This is a genomic window from Curtobacterium sp. MCPF17_018 (genome assembly GCF_003234135.1).
Lineage (GTDB): Bacteria > Actinomycetota > Actinomycetes > Actinomycetales > Microbacteriaceae > Curtobacterium > Curtobacterium flaccumfaciens.
In genome coordinates, this window is the sequence record NZ_QKSJ01000009.1 from 156,021 (window position 1) to 178,078 (window position 22,058).

The 22,058-nt window shown below is 67.4% G+C and carries 16 protein-coding genes; 6 read left to right on the forward strand and 10 right to left on the reverse strand.

Features of this window, described 5'->3' with window-relative positions:
* Window positions 1-9 precede the first annotated feature (9 nt).
* Genes DEJ27_RS12195 through DEJ27_RS12205 form a run of 3 tightly spaced genes read right to left on the reverse strand, consistent with a single transcriptional unit; the run spans window position 10 to window position 4,678 of the window.
* Entirely contained in the window at window positions 10-822 is an 813-nt protein-coding gene (locus DEJ27_RS12195; protein ID WP_220035387.1) for an alpha/beta hydrolase, read from the reverse strand.
* A 44-nt stretch (window positions 823-866) separates the two neighbouring features.
* Entirely contained in the window at window positions 867-3,362 is a 2,496-nt protein-coding gene (locus tag DEJ27_RS12200; RefSeq protein ID WP_111090999.1) for a glycoside hydrolase family 2 TIM barrel-domain containing protein, read from the reverse strand.
* Entirely contained in the window at window positions 3,359-4,678 is a 1,320-nt protein-coding gene (locus tag DEJ27_RS12205) for an MFS transporter (protein WP_181430146.1), read from the reverse strand. The genes DEJ27_RS12200 and DEJ27_RS12205 overlap by 4 nt, the downstream gene beginning before the upstream one ends.
* A 210-nt stretch (window positions 4,679-4,888) precedes the next feature.
* Here DEJ27_RS12205 and DEJ27_RS12210 point away from each other — a divergent pair, with 210 nt between their 5' ends.
* A complete protein-coding gene (locus DEJ27_RS12210; RefSeq protein ID WP_111091001.1) occupies window positions 4,889-5,878 on the forward strand; it encodes a LacI family DNA-binding transcriptional regulator in 990 nt (329 codons plus the stop codon).
* A gap of 887 nt (window positions 5,879-6,765) precedes the next feature.
* On the opposite strand, the gene nrdF is transcribed toward DEJ27_RS12210, so the two are convergent.
* From nrdF to nrdH, 4 genes are all read right to left on the reverse strand, one after another.
* A complete protein-coding gene (nrdF, locus tag DEJ27_RS12215) occupies window positions 6,766-7,740 on the reverse strand; it encodes a class 1b ribonucleoside-diphosphate reductase subunit beta (protein WP_017886894.1) in 975 nt (324 codons plus the stop codon).
* 90 nt (window positions 7,741-7,830) lie between these two features.
* Window positions 7,831-9,936 carry a class 1b ribonucleoside-diphosphate reductase subunit alpha gene (nrdE, locus tag DEJ27_RS12220; RefSeq protein ID WP_110861050.1) on the reverse strand — a complete coding sequence of 702 codons (2,106 nt, stop codon included), beginning with the start codon at window positions 9,934-9,936 and terminating at the stop codon, window positions 7,831-7,833.
* 17 nt (window positions 9,937-9,953) lie between these two features.
* Window positions 9,954-10,370 carry a class Ib ribonucleoside-diphosphate reductase assembly flavoprotein NrdI gene (nrdI, locus tag DEJ27_RS12225; RefSeq protein WP_027465945.1) on the reverse strand — a complete coding sequence of 139 codons (417 nt, stop codon included), beginning with the start codon at window positions 10,368-10,370 and terminating at the stop codon, window positions 9,954-9,956.
* Window positions 10,371-10,481: 111 nt separating this feature from the next.
* The gene (gene nrdH / locus DEJ27_RS12230) at window positions 10,482-10,715 is read right to left on the reverse strand and encodes a glutaredoxin-like protein NrdH (protein ID WP_017886897.1); all 234 of its coding nucleotides are present in this window, start codon (window positions 10,713-10,715) and stop codon (window positions 10,482-10,484) included.
* 355 nt (window positions 10,716-11,070) lie between these two features.
* Between nrdH and DEJ27_RS12235 the strand changes: the two genes are divergently transcribed.
* Both DEJ27_RS12235 and DEJ27_RS12240 read left to right on the forward strand, forming a co-directional pair.
* Window positions 11,071-12,276 (forward strand): MFS transporter, encoded by a 1,206-nt coding sequence (locus tag DEJ27_RS12235; RefSeq protein WP_111091002.1) that lies wholly within the window; start codon window positions 11,071-11,073, stop codon window positions 12,274-12,276.
* A 190-nt stretch (window positions 12,277-12,466) separates the two neighbouring features.
* Window positions 12,467-13,285, forward strand: a complete 819-nt coding sequence (locus DEJ27_RS12240; RefSeq protein ID WP_111091003.1) for an aldo/keto reductase — start codon at window positions 12,467-12,469, stop codon at window positions 13,283-13,285.
* Between the two features lie 5 nt (window positions 13,286-13,290).
* Here DEJ27_RS12240 and DEJ27_RS12245 read toward each other — a convergent pair whose 3' ends face one another.
* A complete protein-coding gene (locus DEJ27_RS12245; RefSeq protein ID WP_110861056.1) occupies window positions 13,291-13,629 on the reverse strand; it encodes a hypothetical protein in 339 nt (112 codons plus the stop codon).
* Between the two features lie 117 nt (window positions 13,630-13,746).
* Here DEJ27_RS12245 and DEJ27_RS12250 point away from each other — a divergent pair, with 117 nt between their 5' ends.
* The gene (locus DEJ27_RS12250; RefSeq protein ID WP_146244695.1) at window positions 13,747-14,583 is read left to right on the forward strand and encodes a LysM peptidoglycan-binding domain-containing protein; all 837 of its coding nucleotides are present in this window, start codon (window positions 13,747-13,749) and stop codon (window positions 14,581-14,583) included.
* Between the two features lie 63 nt (window positions 14,584-14,646).
* Window positions 14,647-15,168, forward strand: coding sequence for a ribonuclease H (locus DEJ27_RS12255; protein ID WP_110861060.1), 522 nt, complete (start codon window positions 14,647-14,649; stop codon window positions 15,166-15,168).
* Window positions 15,169-15,322: 154 nt separating this feature from the next.
* On the opposite strand, the gene DEJ27_RS12260 is transcribed toward DEJ27_RS12255, so the two are convergent.
* Window positions 15,323-17,893 (reverse strand): RNA helicase, encoded by a 2,571-nt coding sequence (locus DEJ27_RS12260; RefSeq protein WP_111091005.1) that lies wholly within the window; start codon window positions 17,891-17,893, stop codon window positions 15,323-15,325.
* A gap of 122 nt (window positions 17,894-18,015) precedes the next feature.
* On the opposite strand from DEJ27_RS12260, the gene DEJ27_RS12265 reads away from it, so the two are divergent.
* Window positions 18,016-19,029, forward strand: a complete 1,014-nt coding sequence (locus DEJ27_RS12265; protein ID WP_110861064.1) for an LLM class flavin-dependent oxidoreductase — start codon at window positions 18,016-18,018, stop codon at window positions 19,027-19,029.
* A 478-nt stretch (window positions 19,030-19,507) separates the two neighbouring features.
* Here the strand turns inward: DEJ27_RS12265 and DEJ27_RS12270 are convergent, their stop codons facing one another.
* On the reverse strand, window positions 19,508-21,940 hold the full coding sequence (locus tag DEJ27_RS12270; RefSeq protein WP_181420093.1) for a glycoside hydrolase family 3 C-terminal domain-containing protein: 2,433 nt from the start codon (window positions 21,938-21,940) through the stop codon (window positions 19,508-19,510).
* Window positions 21,941-22,058 lie beyond the last annotated feature (118 nt).

Consider the following 22,058-nt stretch of genomic DNA (forward strand, 5'->3'; position numbering starts at 1 on the left):
CCTGGTCGTTCAGTCGGTGGTGCGGATCCAGTGCGCGATGCGCTCAATCGAATGCATGGCTGCCGGAATGGTCGGGTCGTTCAGATAGCCGTGCTTCGTATTCGGCTCACGCACCAGAGTCACGTCGACTCCGGCGGCGGCGAGCTCTCCGGCGAACGCCTGCCCGGAGGACCGGATTGCGTCGGCTGAGGCCGTCACTATGAAGGTCGATGGGAAGCCGTTCAGATCGCCGCCGCCCGGGAACGCGAGCGAGGATCGAAGGTCCTTGGGGTTGTCCACCGCGTTTGCGTTGAGACGCGCGACCACCTCTGGGGCAAGACGTTCCATCTCGGGGACAGTTGCGAACTCCACGGCGAGCTCCGGTGTCATCTCGGGAAGGACTGCATGCAGCACTGGGTAGGCGAGAACCAGCCCCGCAGGGCTGGTTGTTCCGGCGATCCGAGCGCGCACGACGGAGCCGGCAGCCAACGCACCGCCAGCGCTTGCCCCGCCAAGGAACCACCGCATCGACCGTGACCGGTGGCTGGTGGTCAGGCGCTCCAGCACGGCAGCGACCTCGTCCCAGGCAACCGGGAACCGTGATCCGGTCGGGTTCGGCGGCAGGAACTTTGCGATCCATTCCGGTGTCGGTGCCAGCTGATAGTCGACCGCAACGACCGTGATTCCGTGGCTCGCCAGTTGGTGGGCAACCCAATCGCTCTCGGCCATGTCCAGGTCTCCGCCGATGAAAGCACCACCGTGTGCCCAGACGATCCCGTCACCGGAGGGGCTCTGCGGGCGGTATTCCCGGATGGGAAGTGGTCCGTGTGGTCCGACGAGCACCCGGTTCTCGACTGCGACGCCGCCTGCATCGTCAACGCTGCTCCTCAAACGCGGACCTCCCCGCTGTCAACCGCTGCGAGCGGGGCGGTGCCAGCACTGGACGCTGCCGTCCCTGCCGTAAACCGAACTGTTGTGGGTTGAGCACCATCGGCGCTGACGGTCACTGTCACAACTCCGGCGCCGACAGGTCGGACGATGACCAGTGCACGGCCGTCGAAGGTGGTGTGGGACGCGCCGTCGTACCGCTCCGCATTGTCTGGGCGGGCGCTTCCCACTGCGGCAAGCACGCCCGGTCCGGACAGGCTGACCTGCACGGCGCGGTCATCGTCGTGCAGAAGGTTCCCGTCCTGGTCTTCGAGGGTGACGGGGATGAATACCAGGTCCGACCCGTCGCTGTCGGCGACGTTCCGTTCGGGGCGAGCCGCGCACATCACCGGACCGGTCGCGGAGCGGAGGGTGGTGTGGGCGCGCGCGCTGCCGCGGACGTAGTCGGTCGCGACGAGCTCGCCGGGTTCGACATCAACTTCGAATGTCGCGCGGAATGCGTTGTCCCGTCCAGCCGGCGCACGTCCGACGGTGCGTCCGTTAAGCGTGAGTTCGACTTCATCCGCGTCGCTGTACACCTCCACGACGGTCCGCGCTCCGTTATGCGCAGCCCAGCTCCACCCGGCGACAGTGTCGGACCACGACCATTGGCCAGCGAACGCGGGCCGTCCGACAGTGTCGGGACGCTGCACTGCAATGTACGGCTCGTGCCGGAGACCGAAAACGATCTCCCGGTAGTACGACACCGGCCGTCGATGACCAGTGATGTCGACGTCGCCGGTCCACGCGGTCAGCCACGGGAACGGTGCCGCAAACGACGGCGTGGCACCGTCGTCCAAGTAGGTGATCCGGCCAGCACCGGCCTCTCCGAGGTAATCCCAACCGGTCCAGGTGAAGTCTCCGATGACGTGGGAGTGCTCTTCCACCAGGCGCCAATTCACGTCGATGTGCGACGGGAACGTTTCCGTTCCGACGATGACTCGATTCGGGAACAGTTCCTTGTCGAGGGCGTACCGGGCGTCGCCGTAGTTCATCCCGGCGACGTCAAGGACCGAGAACGCCTCGGACGTGCGGGCAGTCACCGCTGGTGATGCGCTGACCTGGTTCATGAAGTCGCCGACATTCATGGCACCGTTGATGCCGCCGTCAGCTGCGGCTGACGCTGTCTGGTCTTGCATCATCTTTGCGCTTTCGTCGATCGCTGCGACGAAACCGTTGACGCCGTTGGTCACGTATCGAGTGTCGTCGAGCTGGCGGACCTTCTCCGCGAGAGCTCGCGCCCAACCGGTTCCGAGCCGGTCACCGTTCTCCGGGTTCTCATTGCCGATGGAGTAAAACACGACGGACGGATGATTACGGTCCTTCGTGACCATCGACACGATGTCACGCTCCCACCACTCGGGGAACGCTAGTGAATAGTCGTTTGTCGACTTCGACACGGTCCAAACGTCGCTGAGTTCGTCCATGACGAGCATCCCGAGCCTGTCGCAGGCGTCGAGCATCGCTTCGCTCATTGGGTTGTGCGCGCTCCGGACTGCGTTGAAGCCGGCTTCCTTGAGGATCCGGATGCGTCGTTCCTCGGCGGCGGGTACTGCGGCTGCGCCGAGGAGACCGTTGTCGGAGTGGATGCATGCGCCACGCAGCTTCACGGCCGCACCGTTGATGCGGAGTCCGTTTCGGGGGTCGAGCTGCAGGGTGCGGATCCCGAACGTTGTCTCGGTTTCGTCGACAACGTCGAGGACATCCTCGAGGACCGAACGTGCGCGATAGAGCGCCGGGTTGTTGATGTCCCAGCGCGTCGGCCGTTCAACGTACAACCGCTGTCGAACTGTAGCCACCGCCCCGGCGCGCACGGTTACCAATGCGGTGTCCTCGGCGGCGACGTCTCCGGACGGTGAGGCGATGCTGGTGTGCACCGTGAGTGTGGTTGTGCCGGCTGATTCGTTTGCGACGTCGGTCGCGATCTCGACGACAGCACGCTCGTCATCGACGTCGGGTGTCGTGATGCGCGGTCCTTCCACCGCAAGATGAGCGAGGTTCGTCAGGTGCAAGCGAACATCGCGGTGCAGTCCAGCGCCCGTGTACCAGCGTGCATCCTCGTGAGCTCGAACCTCCACGGAGATCGTGTTGTCCTCGCCGTAACGGAGGAACGGGTCGAGTGGCACGAAGAAGGTGGCGTACCCATTCGGCCGCTGTGCGGCAAACGCACCATTGACGAAGACCACGGCATCTCGGTACGCGCCCTGAAACTCGATTGTGACCCGCTTCCCCCGGTAGGACTCAGGCACCGGGAAGGTCTTCGCGTAGGTGAACGCGCCGCCCGGGTAGAACCCGGAGTGTGCTCCTTCACCGTGTTCAGCTGAACGTTCCGCGGCGAACAGGGCGTCATGCGGCAGGGTGATGTCCTCGCCACCGCCGCCAGCTCCCTGCAACGCCGCGTAGATGCTGATCTTCGGCCCAACGGTCCAGCCGTGGTCGAAAGACTCGGTGGTCATGCGTTCTCCTTGGCGGGCATGGTGTTTCCGAGACGGATCGGAATGATGGCGAGCGCGCCGAGAACTGCAAAGGCCCCCGCGGCGATGTAGACCCAGCCGTACTCGCCACCGAACAGGGAGAGAACAACTGCCGCAAGAAGCGGGCCGAATGCCTGCGGAACCTGGTTACCCAGGCTGAAGATTGCAAGGTACCGGCCGTTCTCACCCTCCCGGGGCATAACGTCAAGGCCTGTTGCCTGATCGACTGCGCCGTAGACTCCGATTGCGAACGAGCTCAGCAGGGCAGCTACCACATACTGTGGGATGGAGTTCATCGTGGCGATCAGAACCATCGCGGAGGCGAGCAGTAGCGCGCTCACGATGAGGAACGGCTTGCGACGGCCAAGCTTGTCGGAAAGCCACCCGGAGCCGACCGCGCCGAGGATTGCGGTGACGACACCGCCGAGGCCGACCGCCGCCGAGAGTGCCCCAACTTGAGCGGCATCCAGCCCGAGCCGCGAACTGAGCAGGTACACCGTGTACAGGCCAAAGAACGACAAGGCTAGGAACACCATCGCTCGACTGAGGACGACCCAACCAAGGTTGGGGTATCGGCGCGGGTTGAACCAGTAGCCGCTCAGAAGTGCCTTGACGTTCACGGCCGGCGGCGTGACGGCGAGCCGCTTGTCCTTCATGACGGAAAAGAAGATGATGCCGCCGATGAACGCGAGCGCCCCGGGGATGAGGAACATCGCAGCGGGCATCGATGCGGTCGAGGCTGCAAGAGCGGTACCGACCACCGGGGCGATCTGCGTCATCGCACCGTTGATCCCCATCACCTTGCCTCGCTGCACTTCCGGCAACGTGTCACCAAGGTGAGTGACGATCATCGCTGCGACCATCGTGTAGCCGACGAAGGAAATCGTCCATCCCACGATGACCATCGGAACGGTGGCACCGAGGCCGAGCACGACGGCGCCCCCTGCGCCGACGATCGTTCCCGCTAGCAACCAGGGACGCCGTCGGCCGAGCCGAGAACGAGTCCTGTCACTCAGGACACCGAGCAGGGGCGCGACGAAGAGCACCAGGATGCCGGGCATGCTCAGCGCGAACGCCAACACGTTGTCTCGGCCGTTCGGGTCGACTTGAGCGATGCGGACTGCCAGCGAGTACCCCAGCGGGGCGATCCACGCCAGATAGAGCGTGAACTGCGCGACGAACATCGGAAGCAACTGACGCTTCTTCAGACGCACGGTTCCAGGGCCACTGTGAAGTGACTGACTGATGTCCTCCGATCCGAAAGCGGCCGGGGCCTGTTGGGTGACGGGCACTTCCACGCCCACTTCCGATCCCGCGGCCGCATCTCCGTGGCGATTGTGAATCGACATACCTGAAACTCCGTTGTTTGAGGGAGCACGCAACGTTCAGTGTCACGTGACACTGAGCAGTATGCGTGGCGCTGCACGGTTACGCAAGCCCGGCTCTCGTGTGGGTAGTGTCGCGCGACACCTTGTTCAAGTCGCTCCGGAGTCTGGGAAGATGGGGCTATGTCCACTTCCGAGGTCATCCGCCCCGCAACGAGCATCGACGTGGCGCGGCTCGCGGGTGTCTCGCGGACGACGGTGAGCCGCATCCTCCGAGGCGACGAATCCGCGTTCCCTGAGGCAACCCGCCGTCGGGTGCACGAGGCGGCGGCGCGCCTGGATTACCGGCCATCGTCTGCGGGGCGCTCCCTGGTGAGCGGCCGCAGCGACACCATCGTGGTCCTGCTGCCGAATTCACAGTTCGGGAGCAACTTGCAGGAAGCGGTCGACGAAGTCGCACAGCAGACTCGCCCCTACGGAGGCAACGTGGTCGTCCGCTTTGCTGGGTCGGACCTCGCCGCGACGATGAGCGCCGTGCAGGCGCTCCGGCCGCTGGCGGTACTCGACTTTGGCGTACTTCGCCCCTCGGAAGCGGACCGACTGCGGGACTCCGGTTTGATCGTGGTGCCGGAAATCCGTCCGGGTACTGACACGGTTAGCGGGGACGCCGGCATCGGAGCACTCCAGGTCGAGCAGCTGCTTGCCCACGGTGCCCGAGATCTGTGGTTTGTCTACTTGGACGACGGCCGCGACGACCCGTACGTTGCGATGCGGTTTCAAGCGATCGTTCTCGCGTGTAGGGAAGCGGGAATTCCGGACCCTCGCCGACTTGACGTCGGAGCACGGATCGATGACGGGGTTGCCGCCCTCGCCCGGATCATCGCTGAGAAGCCGGTCGCGTTGGCGTGCTACAACGACGACGCCGCGCTTGTGATGCTCGCCGCTGCGCGGGAGCTCAAGGTCGACGTTCCCGGTTCCGTCGCGGCGATTGGTGTGGACGCTGGACTCGCCGGTCAGCTCTGGCGACCTCGGCTGACCACGATCAGAGTCAATATGCACCGGTTCGTCGAAACTGTCGCGCACGAACTGGCCGACAACCTCGGGGGCACGTGGCGTCCGTACGAGAGGTCGTGGACTGATATCGCGAGCGTGGTCGAGGGAGACACCGCGTGATCGTTGCCACTCCCGGCGGCTGAATCAGGCCGAGAAACTGGCTGCTCACTGGCGGCAGGCGTCGAACGAACTCCGAGGGACGACGACCGCCGCGGCCGTTTGAGGCGGTCCGGACTAGGCCGCGCAAAGGGATGCGCGCCAGCATCTCGTCCGGCCATCCGTCCAGCTAAGTCGCCCGAGCGTGCGCCGGGCTTGACTCCGCTAGCACGCTGCACCCAGTCCTCGAACCCGCACGTCTCGCCGCGCTTGGGCTACGTGGGGTCCGTCTGGGTTAGTAACGGGTCGCAAGATCTCAGCCCTCGCTGCGAGCACCACCCCACAAAGTCCGCCCATGCATCCGGCATACGCACCACTCGGGGCCGCGCGTCAAGCGTCAGGCTCGGTGTTCCAGCGAAGCGAGCGTGGACTGGCGGCGGTCGGTAGGGATCGACCCTCATAGCGTGCGTTCCATCTTCGAGTCGGCCACCTCCCGTCGCACAGATGGTCCGTCAGCGTTGGATGGACCCTCTTCAAGGCGGGGCGACCATCTAGGAGGGACACCGACAACGACAAGGGCGGCCCGCGGCTTATCGACGAACCGCGAGAACATTTTGTGGGGTGCCACCGTGATCGTGTGCCGACCCCTCGAGAGCGTCCGAGTACCAAGGAGCCGCGCAGCGCTGTACCGTCGCGACCACCACGTGCGTTCTCCCCTCAGCCCGCAGGGCGCTGCGCTCCTGGCTCGAGCTCGCCGGCTGCCTACGCCCAATCTCGGATGACGTCACCCAGAGTCGGTTGTGCACGAGCGGCGATTTACAACGTTTGGTGCAAATACCCAATGATGGGTGCCATCCAACACGCCCCGCCAGGCCGAAGCCAGCGGGGCGTCCCCACGAGTCAGACCAGGGTCAGAAGTCCCAGTCCTCGTCCTCAGTGTTGACGGCCTTGCCGATGACGTACGACGAGCCGGACCCCGAGAAGAAGTCGTGGTTCTCGTCCGCGTTCGGCGACAGGGCGGAGAGGATGGCCGGGTTCACGTCCGTGATGTTCTTCGGGAACATCGGCTCGTAGCCCAGGTTCATCAGCGCCTTGTTGGCGTTGTAGTGCAGGAACTTCTTGACGTCCTCGGTCAGACCGACCTCGTCGTAGAGGTCCTGCGTGTACTGCACCTCGTTCTCGTACATCTCGAACAGCAGCGAGAACGTGTAGTCCTTGAGCTCGTCGCGCTCGGCCTGCGTGAGGGTCTCGAGGCCCTTCTGGTACTTGTACCCGATGTAGTACCCGTGGACGGCTTCGTCGCGGATGATCAGGCGGATCAGGTCGGCGGTGTTCGTGAGCTTGGCGCGCGACGACCAGTGCATCGGGAGGTAGAAGCCCGAGTAGAACAGGAACGACTCGAGCAGCGTCGAAGCAACCTTGCGCTTCAGGGGGTTGTCACCCTGGTAGTAGTCCATCACGATGGACGCCTTCTTCTGCAGGTTCGGGTTCTCCTCGGACCAGCGGAAGGCCTCGTCGATCTCACGCGTCGACGCGAGGGTCGAGAAGATCGACGAGTAGGACTTGGCGTGCACCGACTCCATGAACGCGATGTTCGTGTAGACGGCTTCCTCGTGCGGGGTGATCGCGTCGGGGATGAGCGACACGGCACCGACGGTGCCCTGGATGGTGTCGAGCAGGGTCAGACCGGTGAACACACGCATGGTCAGGGTCTGCTCGGCCGGCGTCAGCGTGTTCCACGACTGCACGTCGTTCGACAGCGGCACCTTCTCAGGCAGCCAGAAGTTGTTGACGAGACGGTTCCAGACCTCGACGTCCTTGTCGTCCTGGATGCGGTTCCAGTTGATGGCCTGGACCCGATCAATGAGCTTCAGCTTCTCGACCAACGTGTGTTCCTTACAGAGATGGTGACTAAGTGACGGACTGGAGGCGCGGTGCGGGTTGGCACCGCGCCTCCAGGGAGCAGAGCGGCAGCTCTACAGCATGCAGCTGACGCAGCCCTCGACCTCCGTGCCCTCCAGCGCGAGCTGGCGGAGACGGATGTAGTAGATCGTCTTGATGCCCTTGCGCCATGCGTAGATCTGCGCCTTGTTGATGTCACGCGTGGTGGCGGTGTCCTTGAAGAACAGCGTCAGGGACAGGCCCTGGTCCACGTGCTGCGTCGCCGCGGCGTACGTGTCGATGATCTTCTCCGGGCCGATCTCGTACGCGTCCTGGTAGTAGTCCAGGTTGTCGTTCGTCATGAACGGCGCCGGGTAGTAGACGCGGCCGAGCTTGCCTTCCTTGCGGATCTCGATCTTCGACGCGATCGGGTGGATCGACGACGTCGAGTGGTTGATGTACGAGATCGAACCGGTCGGCGGGACGGCCTGCAGGTTCTGGTTGTAGATGCCGTGCTCCTGGACGGACGCCTTCAGCGCCTTCCAGTCGTCCTGCGTGGGGATCGTGATGTTCGCGTTGTCGAAGAGCGAGGCAACACGAGCGGTCGCGGGGGTCCACGTCTGGTCGGTGTACTTGTCGAAGAACTCACCCGACGCGTACTTCGAGTCGCGGAAGCCGTCGAAGGTCTCGCCCGTCTCGATCGCGATCTTGTTCGACGCACGAAGGGCGTGGAACAGCACCGTGTAGAAGTAGATGTTCGTGAAGTCGATGCCCTCTTCGGAGCCGTAGTAGACGCGCTCACGAGCGAGGTAGCCGTGCAGGTTCATCTGGCCGAGGCCGATGGCGTGCGACTTGTCGTTGCCGTCCTCGACGGAACGCACCGAGGTGATGTGCGACATCTGCGAGACCGAGGTCAGGCCGCGGATGGCGGTCTCGATGGTCTTGCCGAAGTCGGGCGAGTCCATCGTCAGCGCGATGTTCAGCGAGCCGAGGTTGCAGGAGATGTCCTTGCCGATCTCCTTGTAGGACAGGTCCTCGTTGAAGGTCGTCGGGGTGTTGACCTGCAGGATCTCCGAGCACAGGTTGGACATGTTGATCCGACCCTTGATCGGGTTGGCCTTGTTCACCGTGTCCTCGAACACGATGTAGGGGTAGCCCGACTCGAACTGGATCTCGGCGATGGTCGTGAAGAAGTCACGCGCCTTGATCTTCGTCTTCTTGATGCGCGAGTCGTCGACCATCGCGCGGTAGTTCTCGGAGATCGGGACGTCGCCGAAGGGGACGCCGTAGACCTTCTCGACGTCGTACGGCGAGAACAGGTACATGTCCTCGTTGTTCTTCGCGAGCTCGAACGTGATGTCCGGCACGACGACGCCGAGGGACAGCGTCTTGATGCGGATCTTCTCGTCGGCGTTCTCGCGCTTGGTGTCGAGGAACTTCATGATGTCCGGGTGGTGTGCGCTGAGGTAGACCGCGCCGGCACCCTGACGCGCACCGAGCTGGTTCGCGTAGGAGAAGGAGTCTTCCAGCAGCTTCATCACGGGGATGATGCCCGAGGACTGGTTCTCGATCTGCTTGATCGGGGCGCCGGCCTCGCGGATGTTGGAGAGGAGCAGGGCCACGCCGCCGCCGCGCTTCGAGAGCTGCAGCGAGGAGTTGATGCCGCGCGAGATCGACTCCATGTTGTCCTCGATGCGGAGCAGGAAGCAGGAGACGAGCTCGCCGCGCTGTGCCTTCGCCGTGTTGAGGAACGTGGGGGTCGCGGGCTGGAAGCGGCCGGCGACGATCTCTTCGACCAGGTCGATGGCGAGCTGCTCGTTGCCCTGGGCCAGGCCGAGGGCGGTCATGACGACGCGGTCCTCGAAGCGCTCGAGGTAGCGCTTGCCGTCGAACGTCTTGAGCGTGTAGCTCGTGTAGTACTTGAACGCGCCGAGGAACGTCTGGAACCGGAACTTCTTCGAGTACGCCAGGTCGTTGAGTCGCTGGATGAAGTCCAGCGAGTACATGTCGATCGTGGCTTTTTCGTAGTACTCGTTCTCGACCAGGTAGTCGAGCCGCTCCTTCAGGTTGTGGAAGAAGACGGTGTTCTGGTTGACGTGCTGCAGGAAGAACTGCTTGGCGGCCTCACGATCCTTGTCGAACTGGATGTTCCCGTCCGCGTCGTAGAGGTTGAGCATCGCGTTGAGGGAGTGGTAGTCCATCCCCGTCTGCGGCGACGTCAGATCGACGTCTGCAACTGCTGCGTCCAAAATGCATCCAATCCTGAGTTGACCGCCGACACGTCGTCAGGGGTCCCGAAGAGTTCAAACCTGTACAGAAGGGGGACGTTGCACTTCTGCGCGATGACGTCCCCTGCGAGGCCGTACGCCTCGCCGAAGTTCGTGTTGCCACCCACCACCACGCCGCGGATGAGCGAGCGGTTGTGGGCGTCGTTGAGGAACTTGATGACCTGCTTGGGGACTGCACCCTCGCCGTTGCCGCCACCGTAGGTGGGCAGGACCAGGACGTAGGGCTCGTCGACGTGCAGGAACGGTTCGCTCGGGTAGAGCGGGATCCGGTCCGCGTCGCGGCCGAGCTTCTCGACGAAGCGCGCGGTGTACCCGGACACGCTCGAGAAGTAGACCAATCGGCTCATGGTGCGCTCCTCTCGAGAAGGTGCGGAACAGGCGGACCGGCGGGTGTCCTGCGGGCGATCGCCGGGCCTCCTGAACGGGACCGGGGTGACCGTCCGCAGGACGGGAGACGACTACGCCAGTTCGGCGCTGAGGGTCGCGATCTTGTCGGGGCGGAAGCCCGACCAGTGGTCGTCGTCCGTGACGACGACGGGGGCCTGCATGTAGCCCAGGCTCTTGACGTGCTCGAGCGCTGCTTCGTCCGTGGAGACGTCGTGCACTTCGTACTCGATGCCCTTGTTGTCGAGGGCCCGGTACGTCGCGGTGCACTGGACGCAGGACGGCTTGGTGTAGACGGTGACGGCCATGTTCTCCCCTGGTTCCTACTGGTTTCTGCTGTGCTGTGGAGGTGGTGCTGATGTCTGTCCGCAGTCGTGTCCGGGAGGGGCCGCTGCGATGCCTCCACACTACATCTAGTGGCTAGCCACAGCACCGACCACAAGAGGAAGTGTTACAGCCATGTAGTTCTCCACAACGTCCTCCACAGTCTGTGGATTCCCGGGAGGCCCGAGATTCCGCCAGTCTCCGGCCGACCACCGACACTTCCCCACACCGGTGGACAGTCCCGATCCACATGTGTGGAATCAGCGCATCGGCGTGTCGCGAACCGCCCCTCCCCAGGACGGGGGACAGCCCCTTCCGGCCGGTCCGTACACTCGTCTCGTGAGTACGTACGGGCCCCTCCTGAAGACCCCTGGCGTGGGTCGTGTCATCGCCGCACAGCTCACCGCACGGTTCCCGTTCGGCATGCTGTCGCTGGCGTACCTGCTGCACGTCGAGCACGTGTTCGATTCCTACGGCGCCGCCGGGCTGGTGCTCGCGACGACGAGCATCGGGCAGGCGATCGCCGGGCCGCTGACCAGCCGGTGGATGGGCAGCTGGGGCATGCGCCCCGTCCTCATCCTGACGAGCAGCGTCGCGCTCGTGAGCATGGTGGTCATCGCGTTCGTGTACATGCCGCTCTGGGGGTACGTGGTGGTCGGGTTCCTCGGCGGCCTGGCGGTCCCGCCCGTGCAGCCCGCGGTGCGCACCATCTACCCGAAGATGGTGACGTCGGCGCAGCTCACGCCCCTCTTCTCCCTCGACGCCAGCGCGCAGGAGCTCATCTGGGTCGCCGGCCCGGTCATCACCACCTTCGTCGCCACCCAGGTCGGCACGGTCGAGGCGATCGTCGTCGCGATGGTGTTCCTGGTCGTCGGCGGCGCGTGGTTCATCGCCTCCCCCGAGCTCGGCCGCGTCCGCATCCCCCGATCGAAGCGCGCCTTCGGTGTCGTGCTGAAGCGCCCCTCGGTCGTCGTCGCCACCCTGACCGGCCTGCTGCTGATCGGGGCGTGCGCCGCGGTCGAGGCGAGCGTCACCAGCGTCTTCGGCGAGGGCAGCCCGAACGCCGGCATCGTCCTCGCGGTGTTCGCGGTCGGTTCGCTCGCCGGCGGCCTGGCGTTCGGCCACCGCCCGATCTCGCGCAACACCCTGTGGACTCGCATGGCGGTCGTCTTCGTCGGCCTCACCCTGGCGCTCGGCGGCACGGGCTTCTGGTGGCTCTGCCTCGCCCTGGTCATCGCGGGTGTGGGCATCGCACCGGCCCTCGCGGTGATGTTCGGTTCGGTCTCCGCCACCGTCAAGTTCTCCGACACGGCGGAGGCCTACGGCTGGATGGGCACCGGCCAACTGATCGGTGCCGCAGGCGGTTCGGCGATCGCCGGGTTCCTGATCGACGGCAGCGGCCCCGTCGGAGGCTTCACCGTCGGCGCAGTGATGGCCGGGCTGGGCGTGCTGCTCCCCCTGGCGATGCGGAGCTGGCTGCCGGACCTGCGCGGCCGTGACGCCAGCCCGCTCCCCGACACCGAGCCGGTGCACCTGCCGACCTGAGCGGCGGGCTGTTCGGGCGTACCTGGTCGAAACGGGCGTGCCTGGTCGAAAGTTCTGACCAGGTACGCCCGTTTCCACTTGCCATCGCGGTCGGTATGGGAAGGAACGTGCGCCCGGCGCACGGGTCGCGTTCTCCACAGATGGCCTGGAGGCCCGGCGCGCGCCCGCCAGGCACCGGCAGGATGGGTGCATGGTCACCTCAGTCCCCCTGCGCGACGGCCGCTCGATCCCCGGGATCGGCTTCGGCGTCTACAAGGTCGACGATGCCGAAGCAGAGACGGCGGTCGGTCTCGCCCTCGACGCCGGCTACCGGCACGTCGACACCGCCGAGATGTACGGCAACGAGACCGGCGTCGGCAACGCGATCCGCGCCTCCAGGGTGGACCGTGACGACGTCTTCGTGACGACCAAGGTGTGGAACGACCACCAGGGGCGCGACACGACCCTGCGGGCGTTCGACGGCAGCCTCGAGCGGCTGGGGCTCGACGCCGTCGACCTCTACCTGATCCACTGGCCGGCCGCCGCGAACGACCGCTTCGTCGAGACCTGGCGTGCGCTGGTGGAACTGCGTGAGTCGGGGCGGGCACGGAGCATCGGTGTCTCGAACTTCCAGGTGCCGCACCTGCAGCGGCTCATCGACGAGACCGGCGAGGTGCCGGCGCTGAACCAGGTCGAACGCCACCCGTGGCTGCCGCAGCGCGAGCTCATCGCGTTCCACGAGCAGCACGACATCGTCACCGGGGCGTGGTCGCCGCTCGGTCGTGGGCGCCTGATCGACGAGCCCGTGCTGACCGGCATCGCCGACGCGCACGGGGTGAGCGTGGCACAGGTGCTCGTGCGGTGGAACGTGCAGCAGGGCGTCGTGGTGCTGCCGAAGTCGGTCACGCCGTCACGGATCCGGTCGAACCTCGACGTCGACGGCTTCGAGCTCACCGACGACGAGCACGCGGCGATCGCGACGCTCGAGTCCGGGCAGCGGACGGGCTCCCACCCGGACTCGGTGTCGTAGCCGAGCTAGCCCCGGCGGTCCTCCTCGGACTGCCATGGCAGGTGCAGGTCACCGGGTTCCGGCTCCACGTCGCCGGCGTCGTCCGCACCGCCGGTCCCTGGGGCCGCGATGACCCTGGACGGATCGATGCCGTCCTCACGCAGGTCGGCGTCGTCGCGTTGCTTCGTCTGGGATGCGTCCATCTCACGCTCGCTCGACGGGCTGTACGACGTGTCGGCTGCCCGCTGCTCGCGGTCGCTGACCCCGTCGACGTCGTCGCTGTGAGCGGCGTCGCGGAGCGCGTCGTTGCGTGCTCGGTCGTCGGACGGCTCGGGGCCGGGGGCGTTCGGGATGCTGTCGCTCATGGTGTTTCCTCCTGCAGCGGACGCTAGTCCTCGGCCCGTGTAACGAGTCCGGCTCGGTCCGCTCCCCGCACTCGATGACGCCCCTCGCGCCCGCTACGCTGCCGACGAGGGGGAACGATGGGACGAACACGGACCGCGACGACCGCGGTGATCGGCTCCGCCCTGGTGGGGCTGCTGCTCACAGGGTGCACGGCGTTCGGCGGCGACGACGCGATCCCGACGCCGACGCGACAGGCGGCCGAACGCACGGCGGAGCCCGCGCCGGATCCGACGCGCGACACCGATCGGGTCGAGCCCGAGCACGAGCCCGAGCAGGCCCTGCCCGCCGGCACCGTGGCGGCGGAGACCGACGTCGTCTCGCCGAGCGGTGACACGAGCATCCACGTCCGCGTCGTGGCGAACGACAACGGAACCTTCGACGCGCAGCTGTCCCACTACCGGACGACCAATCCGCAGCCGATGCGTCTGGAGTTCCGACACCGGCCCGCGAAGCCGCTCGACGGCGAGGACGGCTTGGTACGGGACTTCGTCGAGTGGGACGCCTCGGTTGCTCCTCCGGCCTCGTTCACGATGGGGCAGTCCGGCCCGCGGCCCGACTACCTGCGCAGTGTCGTCCTCGTGCCGGCGACGGTGGCCGACGAGGACTCGACGGCGCGCCCGTGGGCCGGATCGGTGCTCGCCGCCGCTGACCTCACGTGGAAGATCCCGAACCCCTACCCCGACCTCCGGGTCACCGTCGGCAAGGACCGACCGGGCGCCTACGGCATCGTCACCGACGTCGACGGCCGACCGGCGAACTACCTGGTCGCCCACGGCGACGAGCTCTCGACGGTCGCGGAGCGGTTCGGCGTCACGCCGGCGCAGGTGCAGTGGATGAACCCCTACATGGAGCAACGCGCCGACGACTGGCTGCTCGAGGGCAGCACGCTCAACATCGACCCCGCTCGGCGTTGAGCCGAGGGGCCGGGCCGGTCCGTTACGGTTGACCAGCACTCGGCACCACCAGGAGGTCCCATCGTGACGATCGTCGCCGCCGCAGACGGCTCAGCCCTCGGCAACCCCGGCCCCGCCGGCTGGGCCTGGTACGTCGACGACGACCGGTGGGCGGCCGGCGGCTGGCCCCGTGCGACGAACAACATCGGCGAGCTCACCGCCGTCCTGCAGCTGCTCCGCGCCACGAAGGACACCGGTGAGCCGCTGCACATCCTGTGCGACAGCCAGTACGCCATCAAGGCCTGCACCGAGTGGCTCGCCGGCTGGAAGCGCAAGGGCTGGCGGAAGGCCGACGGCAAGCCGGTCCTCAACGTCGAGATCATCAAGGAACTCGACGCCGAACTGCAGGGCCGCAAGGTCACGTTCGAGTGGGTCCGCGGCCACGTCGGTCACGAGATGAACGAAGCTGCCGACGTCCGTGCCCGCGGCGCTGCCACCGCGTTCCAGAACGGCACCGACGTGCCGCACGGTCCGGGCTGGCCGGGAGCCGAAGTCGCGGAGCCGTCCGCGCTGCCCGACGCGACCCCGCCCGCGACCCTCTTCTGACCCTTCCGGGCGGTCAGTAGGTCCCGTCGCGCCGTTCCTGCTGCGTGATCTGGTCCCCAGACGCCGGGTCGACGCCCGAGCGCGTGGTGGTCGTGGTGCGGCGACCCCCACGCCGGAGCGGCCCCGAGCCCCGAGCCGACACGCCCCGCCCCGCTCAGTCGACGTCGACCTCGGCCCACCCGTCGAACCGCCCGATCTCGGTGACCCGCACGACGGCCTCGCCGACCTCGTCCGAGGCGTCCAGGTCGATCGTCGCCGAGAACCCGAAGTCCTTGTCGCCCTCGGGGTCGGCGAAGATCTGCCGTGCCTTCCAGACCCGGGGTGACGCCGTGGCACCACTCTCGTCCAGCACCAGGTACTGCATCGAGCGCGCGTCGGCATCGGTGCCGATGGTGTCGTGTTCCTCGTAGTACTCCTCGAGCACGTTGTCCCAGGCCGACCGGTCGAAGCCGACGGTCGCGTCGAGTTCCCCGAGCCCGTCGATGTCGTCGGCGGCGGCGAGCAGCACCCGCTGGAACAGGGCGTTGCGCACGAGCACCCGGAACGCCCGCGGGTTGCCGGTGAGCCGTGCGGGCTGCGGCGGCGCGATCTCCTCGTGCTCCTCGGAGGCCAGCAGGACGTCGCCGTTGAGCAGCGCCTCCCACTCGTCGACGAGCGAGGAGTCGGTCTGCCGCACGACCTCGCCCAGCCACTCGATCAGGTCGTCGAGTTCCTGGGTCCGCTGTTCCTCGGCAATGGTCTGCCGCATGGTCCGGTACGCGTCGGACAGGTAGCGGAGCACGAGCCCCTCGGAGCGGGTGAGCTGGTAGAAGCGCACGAAGTCGCCGAAGGTCATCGCGCGTTCGTACATGTCGCGGACGACGGCCTTCGGGGACAGCTGGAAGTCGAGCACCCAGGGCTGTTCTGCGGCGTAGGCCTCGTACGCGGCCTCCAACAGCTCGGACAGCGGGCGAGGCCAGGTGACCTCCTCGAGCAGCTCCATCCGCTCCTCGTACTCGATCCCCTCCTGCTTCATCCGGGCGACGGCCTCGCCGCGCTCCTTGAACTGCTGCTGCGACAGGATCGCTCGCGGGTCGTCGAGCGTGGCCTCCACGACGGACACCATGTCCAGCGCATAGGTGGGAGAAGAAGGGTCGAGCAACTCGAACGCGGCGAGCGCGAACGGTGACAGCGGCTGGTTGAGCGCGAAGTTCGGCGCGATGTCGACGGTCAGACGATAGCCACCGTCGACCTTCTCGATCACCCGGGCGTTGATGAGGGTCCGGGCGATGATGAGTGCCCGCCGGGCCATCGCGAGCTGCCGGGAGCGCGGTTCGTGGTTGTCGTAGACCAGCGACCGGACGTCCGCGAAGGCGTCCCCGCCACGGGCGACGACGGACAGCACCATCGCGTGCGTGATCCGCATGCGCGAGACCATCGGCTCGGGCTCGGCTGCGATCAGCCGTTCGAACGACGCCTGCCCCCAGGACACGAAGCCCTCGGGCGCCTTCTTCCGCTTGATCTTGTTCTTCTTCTTCGGGTCGTCGCCGGCCTTGGCGACGGCGCGGGCGTTCTCGATGTCGTGCTCGGGTGCCTCGGCGACGACGTCACCCTCGGTGTCGTACCCGGCGCGTCCGGCACGACCGGCGATCTGGTGGAACTCTCGCGCGGACAGCTGGCGCATCTTCGTGCCGTCGAACTTCGTCAGCCCGGTGAACAGCACGGATCGGATCGGCACGTTGATCCCGACGCCCAGGGTGTCGGTGCCGCAGATGACGGGCAGCAGGCCGCGCTGGGCGAGCTGCTCGACGAGCCGTCGGTACTTCGGCAGCATGCCGGCGTGGTGCACGCCGATGCCCGCCCGGATCAGGCGCGACAGGGTCTGTCCGAACCCGGCGCTGAACCGGAAGCCGGCGATGGCGTCCGCGATCTGGTCACGGCGTTCGCGCGTGGCGACCTTCGCCGACATCAGCGACTGCGCCCGTTCGAGGGCTGCGGCCTGGGCGAAGTGCACGATGTAGATCGGCGCCTTGCCCTCCTCGAGCAGCCGTTCCACCGTCTCCTGCACGGGCGTCATCACGTACTGGTACCCGAGCGGCACGGGTCGCGAGACACCGGTCACGCGGGCGGTGGGCCGTCCGGTGCGTCGGGACAGGTCGTCAGCGATGGTGGTGACGTCGCCGAGGGTCGCCGACATGAGCAGGAACTGCGCACGCTCGAGCACGAGCAGCGGCACCTGCCACGCCCAGCCGCGGTCGGGGTCGCCGTAGAAGTGGAACTCGTCCATGACGACGACGTCCACGTCGGCGTCCGGCCCCTGCCGCAGGGCCAGGTTCGCCAGGATCTCGGCGGTGCAGCAGACGATCGGCGCGTCGGCGTTGACGCTCGAGTCACCGGTGACCATGCCGACGTTCTGCGCACCGAACAGCTCGACGAGCTGGAAGAACTTCTCGGACACCAGCGCCTTGATCGGCGCCGTGTAGTAGCTCCGCTTGCCCTCGGCGAGCGCCGCGAAGTGCGCGCCGGCCGCGACGAGCGACTTCCCGGTGCCGGTCGGCGTGCTCAGCACGACGTTCGCGCCGGAGACGAGCTCGATGACCGCTTCGTCCTGCGCCGGGTACAGCGGCCGGCCGCCCTCGGCGGCCCAGTCCGCGAAGGCCTCGTAGACCTCGTCGGGGTCGACGACGCCGTCCACCGCCGCCGGGATCGCGGCGACGAGCGGGGGCACGGTGGTGACGTCGGTCATGTGCCCATCCTCCCAGGTGCGCATGTGCCGGACGGGAGGCCCGGTGCGGCGCCGCCACGGGCCTCCCGTCCGCCCGGTCACCGACTCGGGCTCATTTCGATACGTGCGCATAGACTCGCGTCATGCGCGAACTCGGCTTCCTCTCCTTCGTCCCGAACCACGGTGGCACCGGGGGCGCCGCCGGCGCCCTCGAGGACGGGCTGCGCCTGTTCGAGACCGCCGAGTCGCTCGGCTACGGGACGGGCTGGGTGCGCGGACGGCACTTCGAGCCGTACCTGACGAGCCCGATGACCTTCTTCGCGGCCGCAGCGCAGCGCACCAGCAGCATCGCGTTCGGCACCGCCGTGCTCGGCATGCGCTACGAGGACCCGGTGCGCCTGGCCGAGGACGCCAGCACGGTCGACCTGCTGAGCGGCGGCCGGGTGCAGCTCGGCATCAGCACGGGCATCGCCGGGTACGGCCCGATCCTCGACCCGGTGTTCGGCACGGTCGACCGCAGCTTCCGCGACGAGGCCGAGGCGCGCGCCGCACGCCTGCTCGAGGTCCTGCAGGGTGAGCCCCTCGGCAGTGCCGGCAAGGGCTACGAGAGCATCCCCGCCGGGGCCGACCTGACCCTGCAGCCGCTCAGTCCGGGCCTGCGCGACCGCGTGTGGTGGGGCGGCGGCAGCATGGGCACGGCGGTCCGCACAGCCGAGAAGGGGCTCCTGCTGCACTGCTCGACCCTGAACACCGAGGACACCGGTGCGCCGTTCGCCCAGGCGCAGGCCGACCAGATCGCCGCCTACCGCGACCGCTTCGCCGAGCTCCACCCGCAGCGCGAGTCCAAGGTCGCCGTGGGCCGGATCGTCGTGCCGCTCCTCGACGACCACGACCGCGCCGTGCACCAGGAGTTCCTGACCGGCTACGCATCGGGCATGGACGACGAGGGCCGGCCGCTCTCGGGCACGCCACCGTTCCGGTTCAGCAAGGTCCTGTCCGGCGAGCCGGCCGCCATCGTCGACGCACTGCTCACCGACCCGGCTGTCACCGCCACCGACGAACTCGTCATCACCCTGCCGGCGAACGGCGACCGTGCGGCGCACGAGCGGATCCTGCGCATCGTGGCCGAGGAGATCGCACCCGCCCTGCGGGCCTGAGCACCGGCACCGCGGGCCTGATCACTGCGAGCCTGCCACCGAGAGTCAAGGGCATCCGGTGGGCTCTGGACGAGTTGGTGAGTCTCACAGAGCCCGACCGGATGACCATCTCGTCCCTGATCCGTACGAGATGGTGCACCCATCGTTCCACCTACCGAGCGGTTTGTCACACCGATCCGCGCACCCGGGACGTAGAAAGTTGACCAAGTGTCACTCGTTTTCCCGATGCGGGACGAAGTGCGTCAACCGGTTCACCGAGGCGGTTCCGCGCCGGAACGACGAATGCGTCCCCGCGCGGACGCGGGGACGCATTCTGGGACGCACCGGGGAGGCCAGGGCAACAACGGCCGGATCAGGAGACCGAGTCGCTCACCCAGCGACCCCGTAGTCGGTGCGTGCGCGGACGGTAACCAGCCGACTCGCGCAGAACGATGTTACTGAATGGAGTTGGGAGCTGCGCGGAAACCGGACGACTTCGTCACTCCAGTTCGAGGGACGCGGTTCCGGCGTCGTCGACGACCGAGGCGCCGACGTGCAGCGTGAAGGTCCCCGACTCGTACTGCCACGAGCCGTCCCAGTGGGCGAAGGCACGCGCCGGGACCTCGATCGAGACCTCCGTCGAGGCGCCCGCGGCGAGCCGGACCGGGGCGAACCCGACCAGCCAGCGCACCGGGCGGTCGACCCCCGACTCCGCACGGGACGCGTAGACCTGCACGACGTGCTTGCCGGCGCGGTCTCCCGTGTTCGCGACGGTCGCCGTGACGATGACGGCGTCACCCTCGCGCACGGTCGGGGTCGTGGACACGCCCTCGATCGACCACGTGGTGTAGCCGAGGCCGTGCCCGAACGGGTACGCGGGCTCCGTGCCGGCCCGCAGCCAGGCTCGGTAGCCGACGTGGACACCCTCGTCGTAGGAGACCTTGCCGTCCACGGGGGTGACGTCGAGCACCGGGACGTCGGCCATCGCGACGGGCCACGTGGTGGGCAGGCGACCGCCGGGCTCCTGCGCCCCCGTCAGCACGTCGGCCAGGGCGTTGCCGTACTCCTGCCCGCCGAACCAGGTCAGCAGCACCGCGGCGACGTCGTTCCGCCACGGCATCTCGACCGGTGACCCGGCGTTGACGACGACGATCGTGTTCGGGTTCGCCGCGGCGACGGCGCACACCAGGTCGTCCTGGTGGCCGGGCAGTGCCAGCGAGGACCGGTCGTAGCCCTCGGACTCGACCTTCGAGTTCGTGCCGACCACGACGACCGCGACGTCCGCACCACGGGCTGCGTCCACCGCGGCCTCGATGAGCACGGCGGGGTCGTCGTCCGACGGCTCGGTGCCGAACTGGTACGCCAGCACCCCACCGAGCGTCTCGTCCTGCACGACGTCGTACTCGATGCGGATCGCGACCTGCTGCCCCGCCGTCACCTCGACCGGCACCGACCGCGCCGGCGGGTTGAGGAACGCGGCACCGAGCTGGTCACCCTCGAACGGCACGTCCTCGTCGAGCAGCAGCTCGCCGTCGATCCACATGCGTGACCGTCCGGCCGCACCGATGCCGAACCGCACGGTCCCGGTCGACTCCGCCGTGTAGGTGGTGGTGATGTCGAGCCGGTCGGCTTCGCGCGTCGGGGCGTCGCCGCCGAACCAGAACAACGCCGTCGCGCGGCGGTCCTCGACGAACAGCTCCTCGCCGTCCTTGACGAAGGCGATCCGGGCTCCGGGCTCCCCGGTGCCGGGGTTCGTGATGGTGGACAGCGGGAACTCTGCGATGCCCTCCTGCACGACGGCGCCGATCGCGTAGTCCACGCTCGCGCCGGGGAACGCTGAACGAATGCCGTCCAGCGGTGACACGACCTGCGACGGCACGACCGTGGCCGAGCCACCGCCCTGCGTGCGGGCCTGGTCGGCGTTGTGCCCGATCACCGCGATGCGTGACACGGCAGGGGCGTCGAGCGGCAGGACACCGGTGTTGCGGACCAGGACCGTGCCCTCGGCCTCGGCCTCGCGCACGAACGCGATGCCGTCCTCGACGTGTACGGGCGACGCGGCGACGGGCTCGAAGCCCTCGAGCGCGCCGACGCGGGCGGCCAGGGTCAGGATCCGGCGGACCTTGCGGTCGATCGCCGCCATCGGCACCTCGCCGGACTGCACGGCTGCGAGCAGCGGGCCCTCGCTCCACCACGGGTTCGGCCCGGGCATCGCGACGTCCTGCGACGCCTTCGCCGAGTCCACCGAACGCACACCGGTCCAGTCGGACACGACGATCCCGTCGAAGCCCCACTCCGAGTTGAGCGGGGTCTCGAGCAGGTCGCTCTCCGACGCCGTCACGCCGTTGATCGCGTTGTACGACGACATGATCGCCCAGGCGTGCGCCTCGGTCACGGCCTTCTCGAACGCGAGCAGGTACAGCTCGCGCAGGGCACGGTCCGACACCTCGGTCGACGCGGTGAAGCGGTCGGTCTCGTAGTCGTTCGCGATGTAGTGCTTCGGGGTCGCGGCGACACCGTTCTCCTGCACGCCGTCGACGTACGACGCGGCCAGGTCGCCGGTGAGCACCGGGTCCTCGCTGAACGCCTCGAAGTGCCGGCCACCGAGCGGGGACCGGTGCAGGTTGATGGTCGGGCCGAGCACGACGTCGACGCCCTTGCGGCGGGCCTCCACCGCGGCGGCGGCGCCGTAGCGCTTCGCGATCGCACGGTCCCACGACGCACTCAGCGCGGTCGCCGACGGCAGGTTCAGCGACGGGTCCCGCTCGTCCCACACCTCGCCGCGCACACCCGACGGACCGTCCGACATCAGGATGCGGCGCAGCCCGATCTTCTCGATGGGCCAGGTGGTCCAGAAGTCACGTCCGGTGAGCAGCTGCACCTTCTCGTCGGTGGTCAGCTGGCCGAGGAGCGCATCGATGCGCTCGGTCATCGGCGTCGCCGGACTGGAGGCAGTGCTCGCGTCGTTCACGGTGGTCACGGTGGTCGGTCCTCTCGTTCAGGGCCGCGGGGCGCCGCCTGGACAGCCGGGGCCTCGTCGCCCACACCCA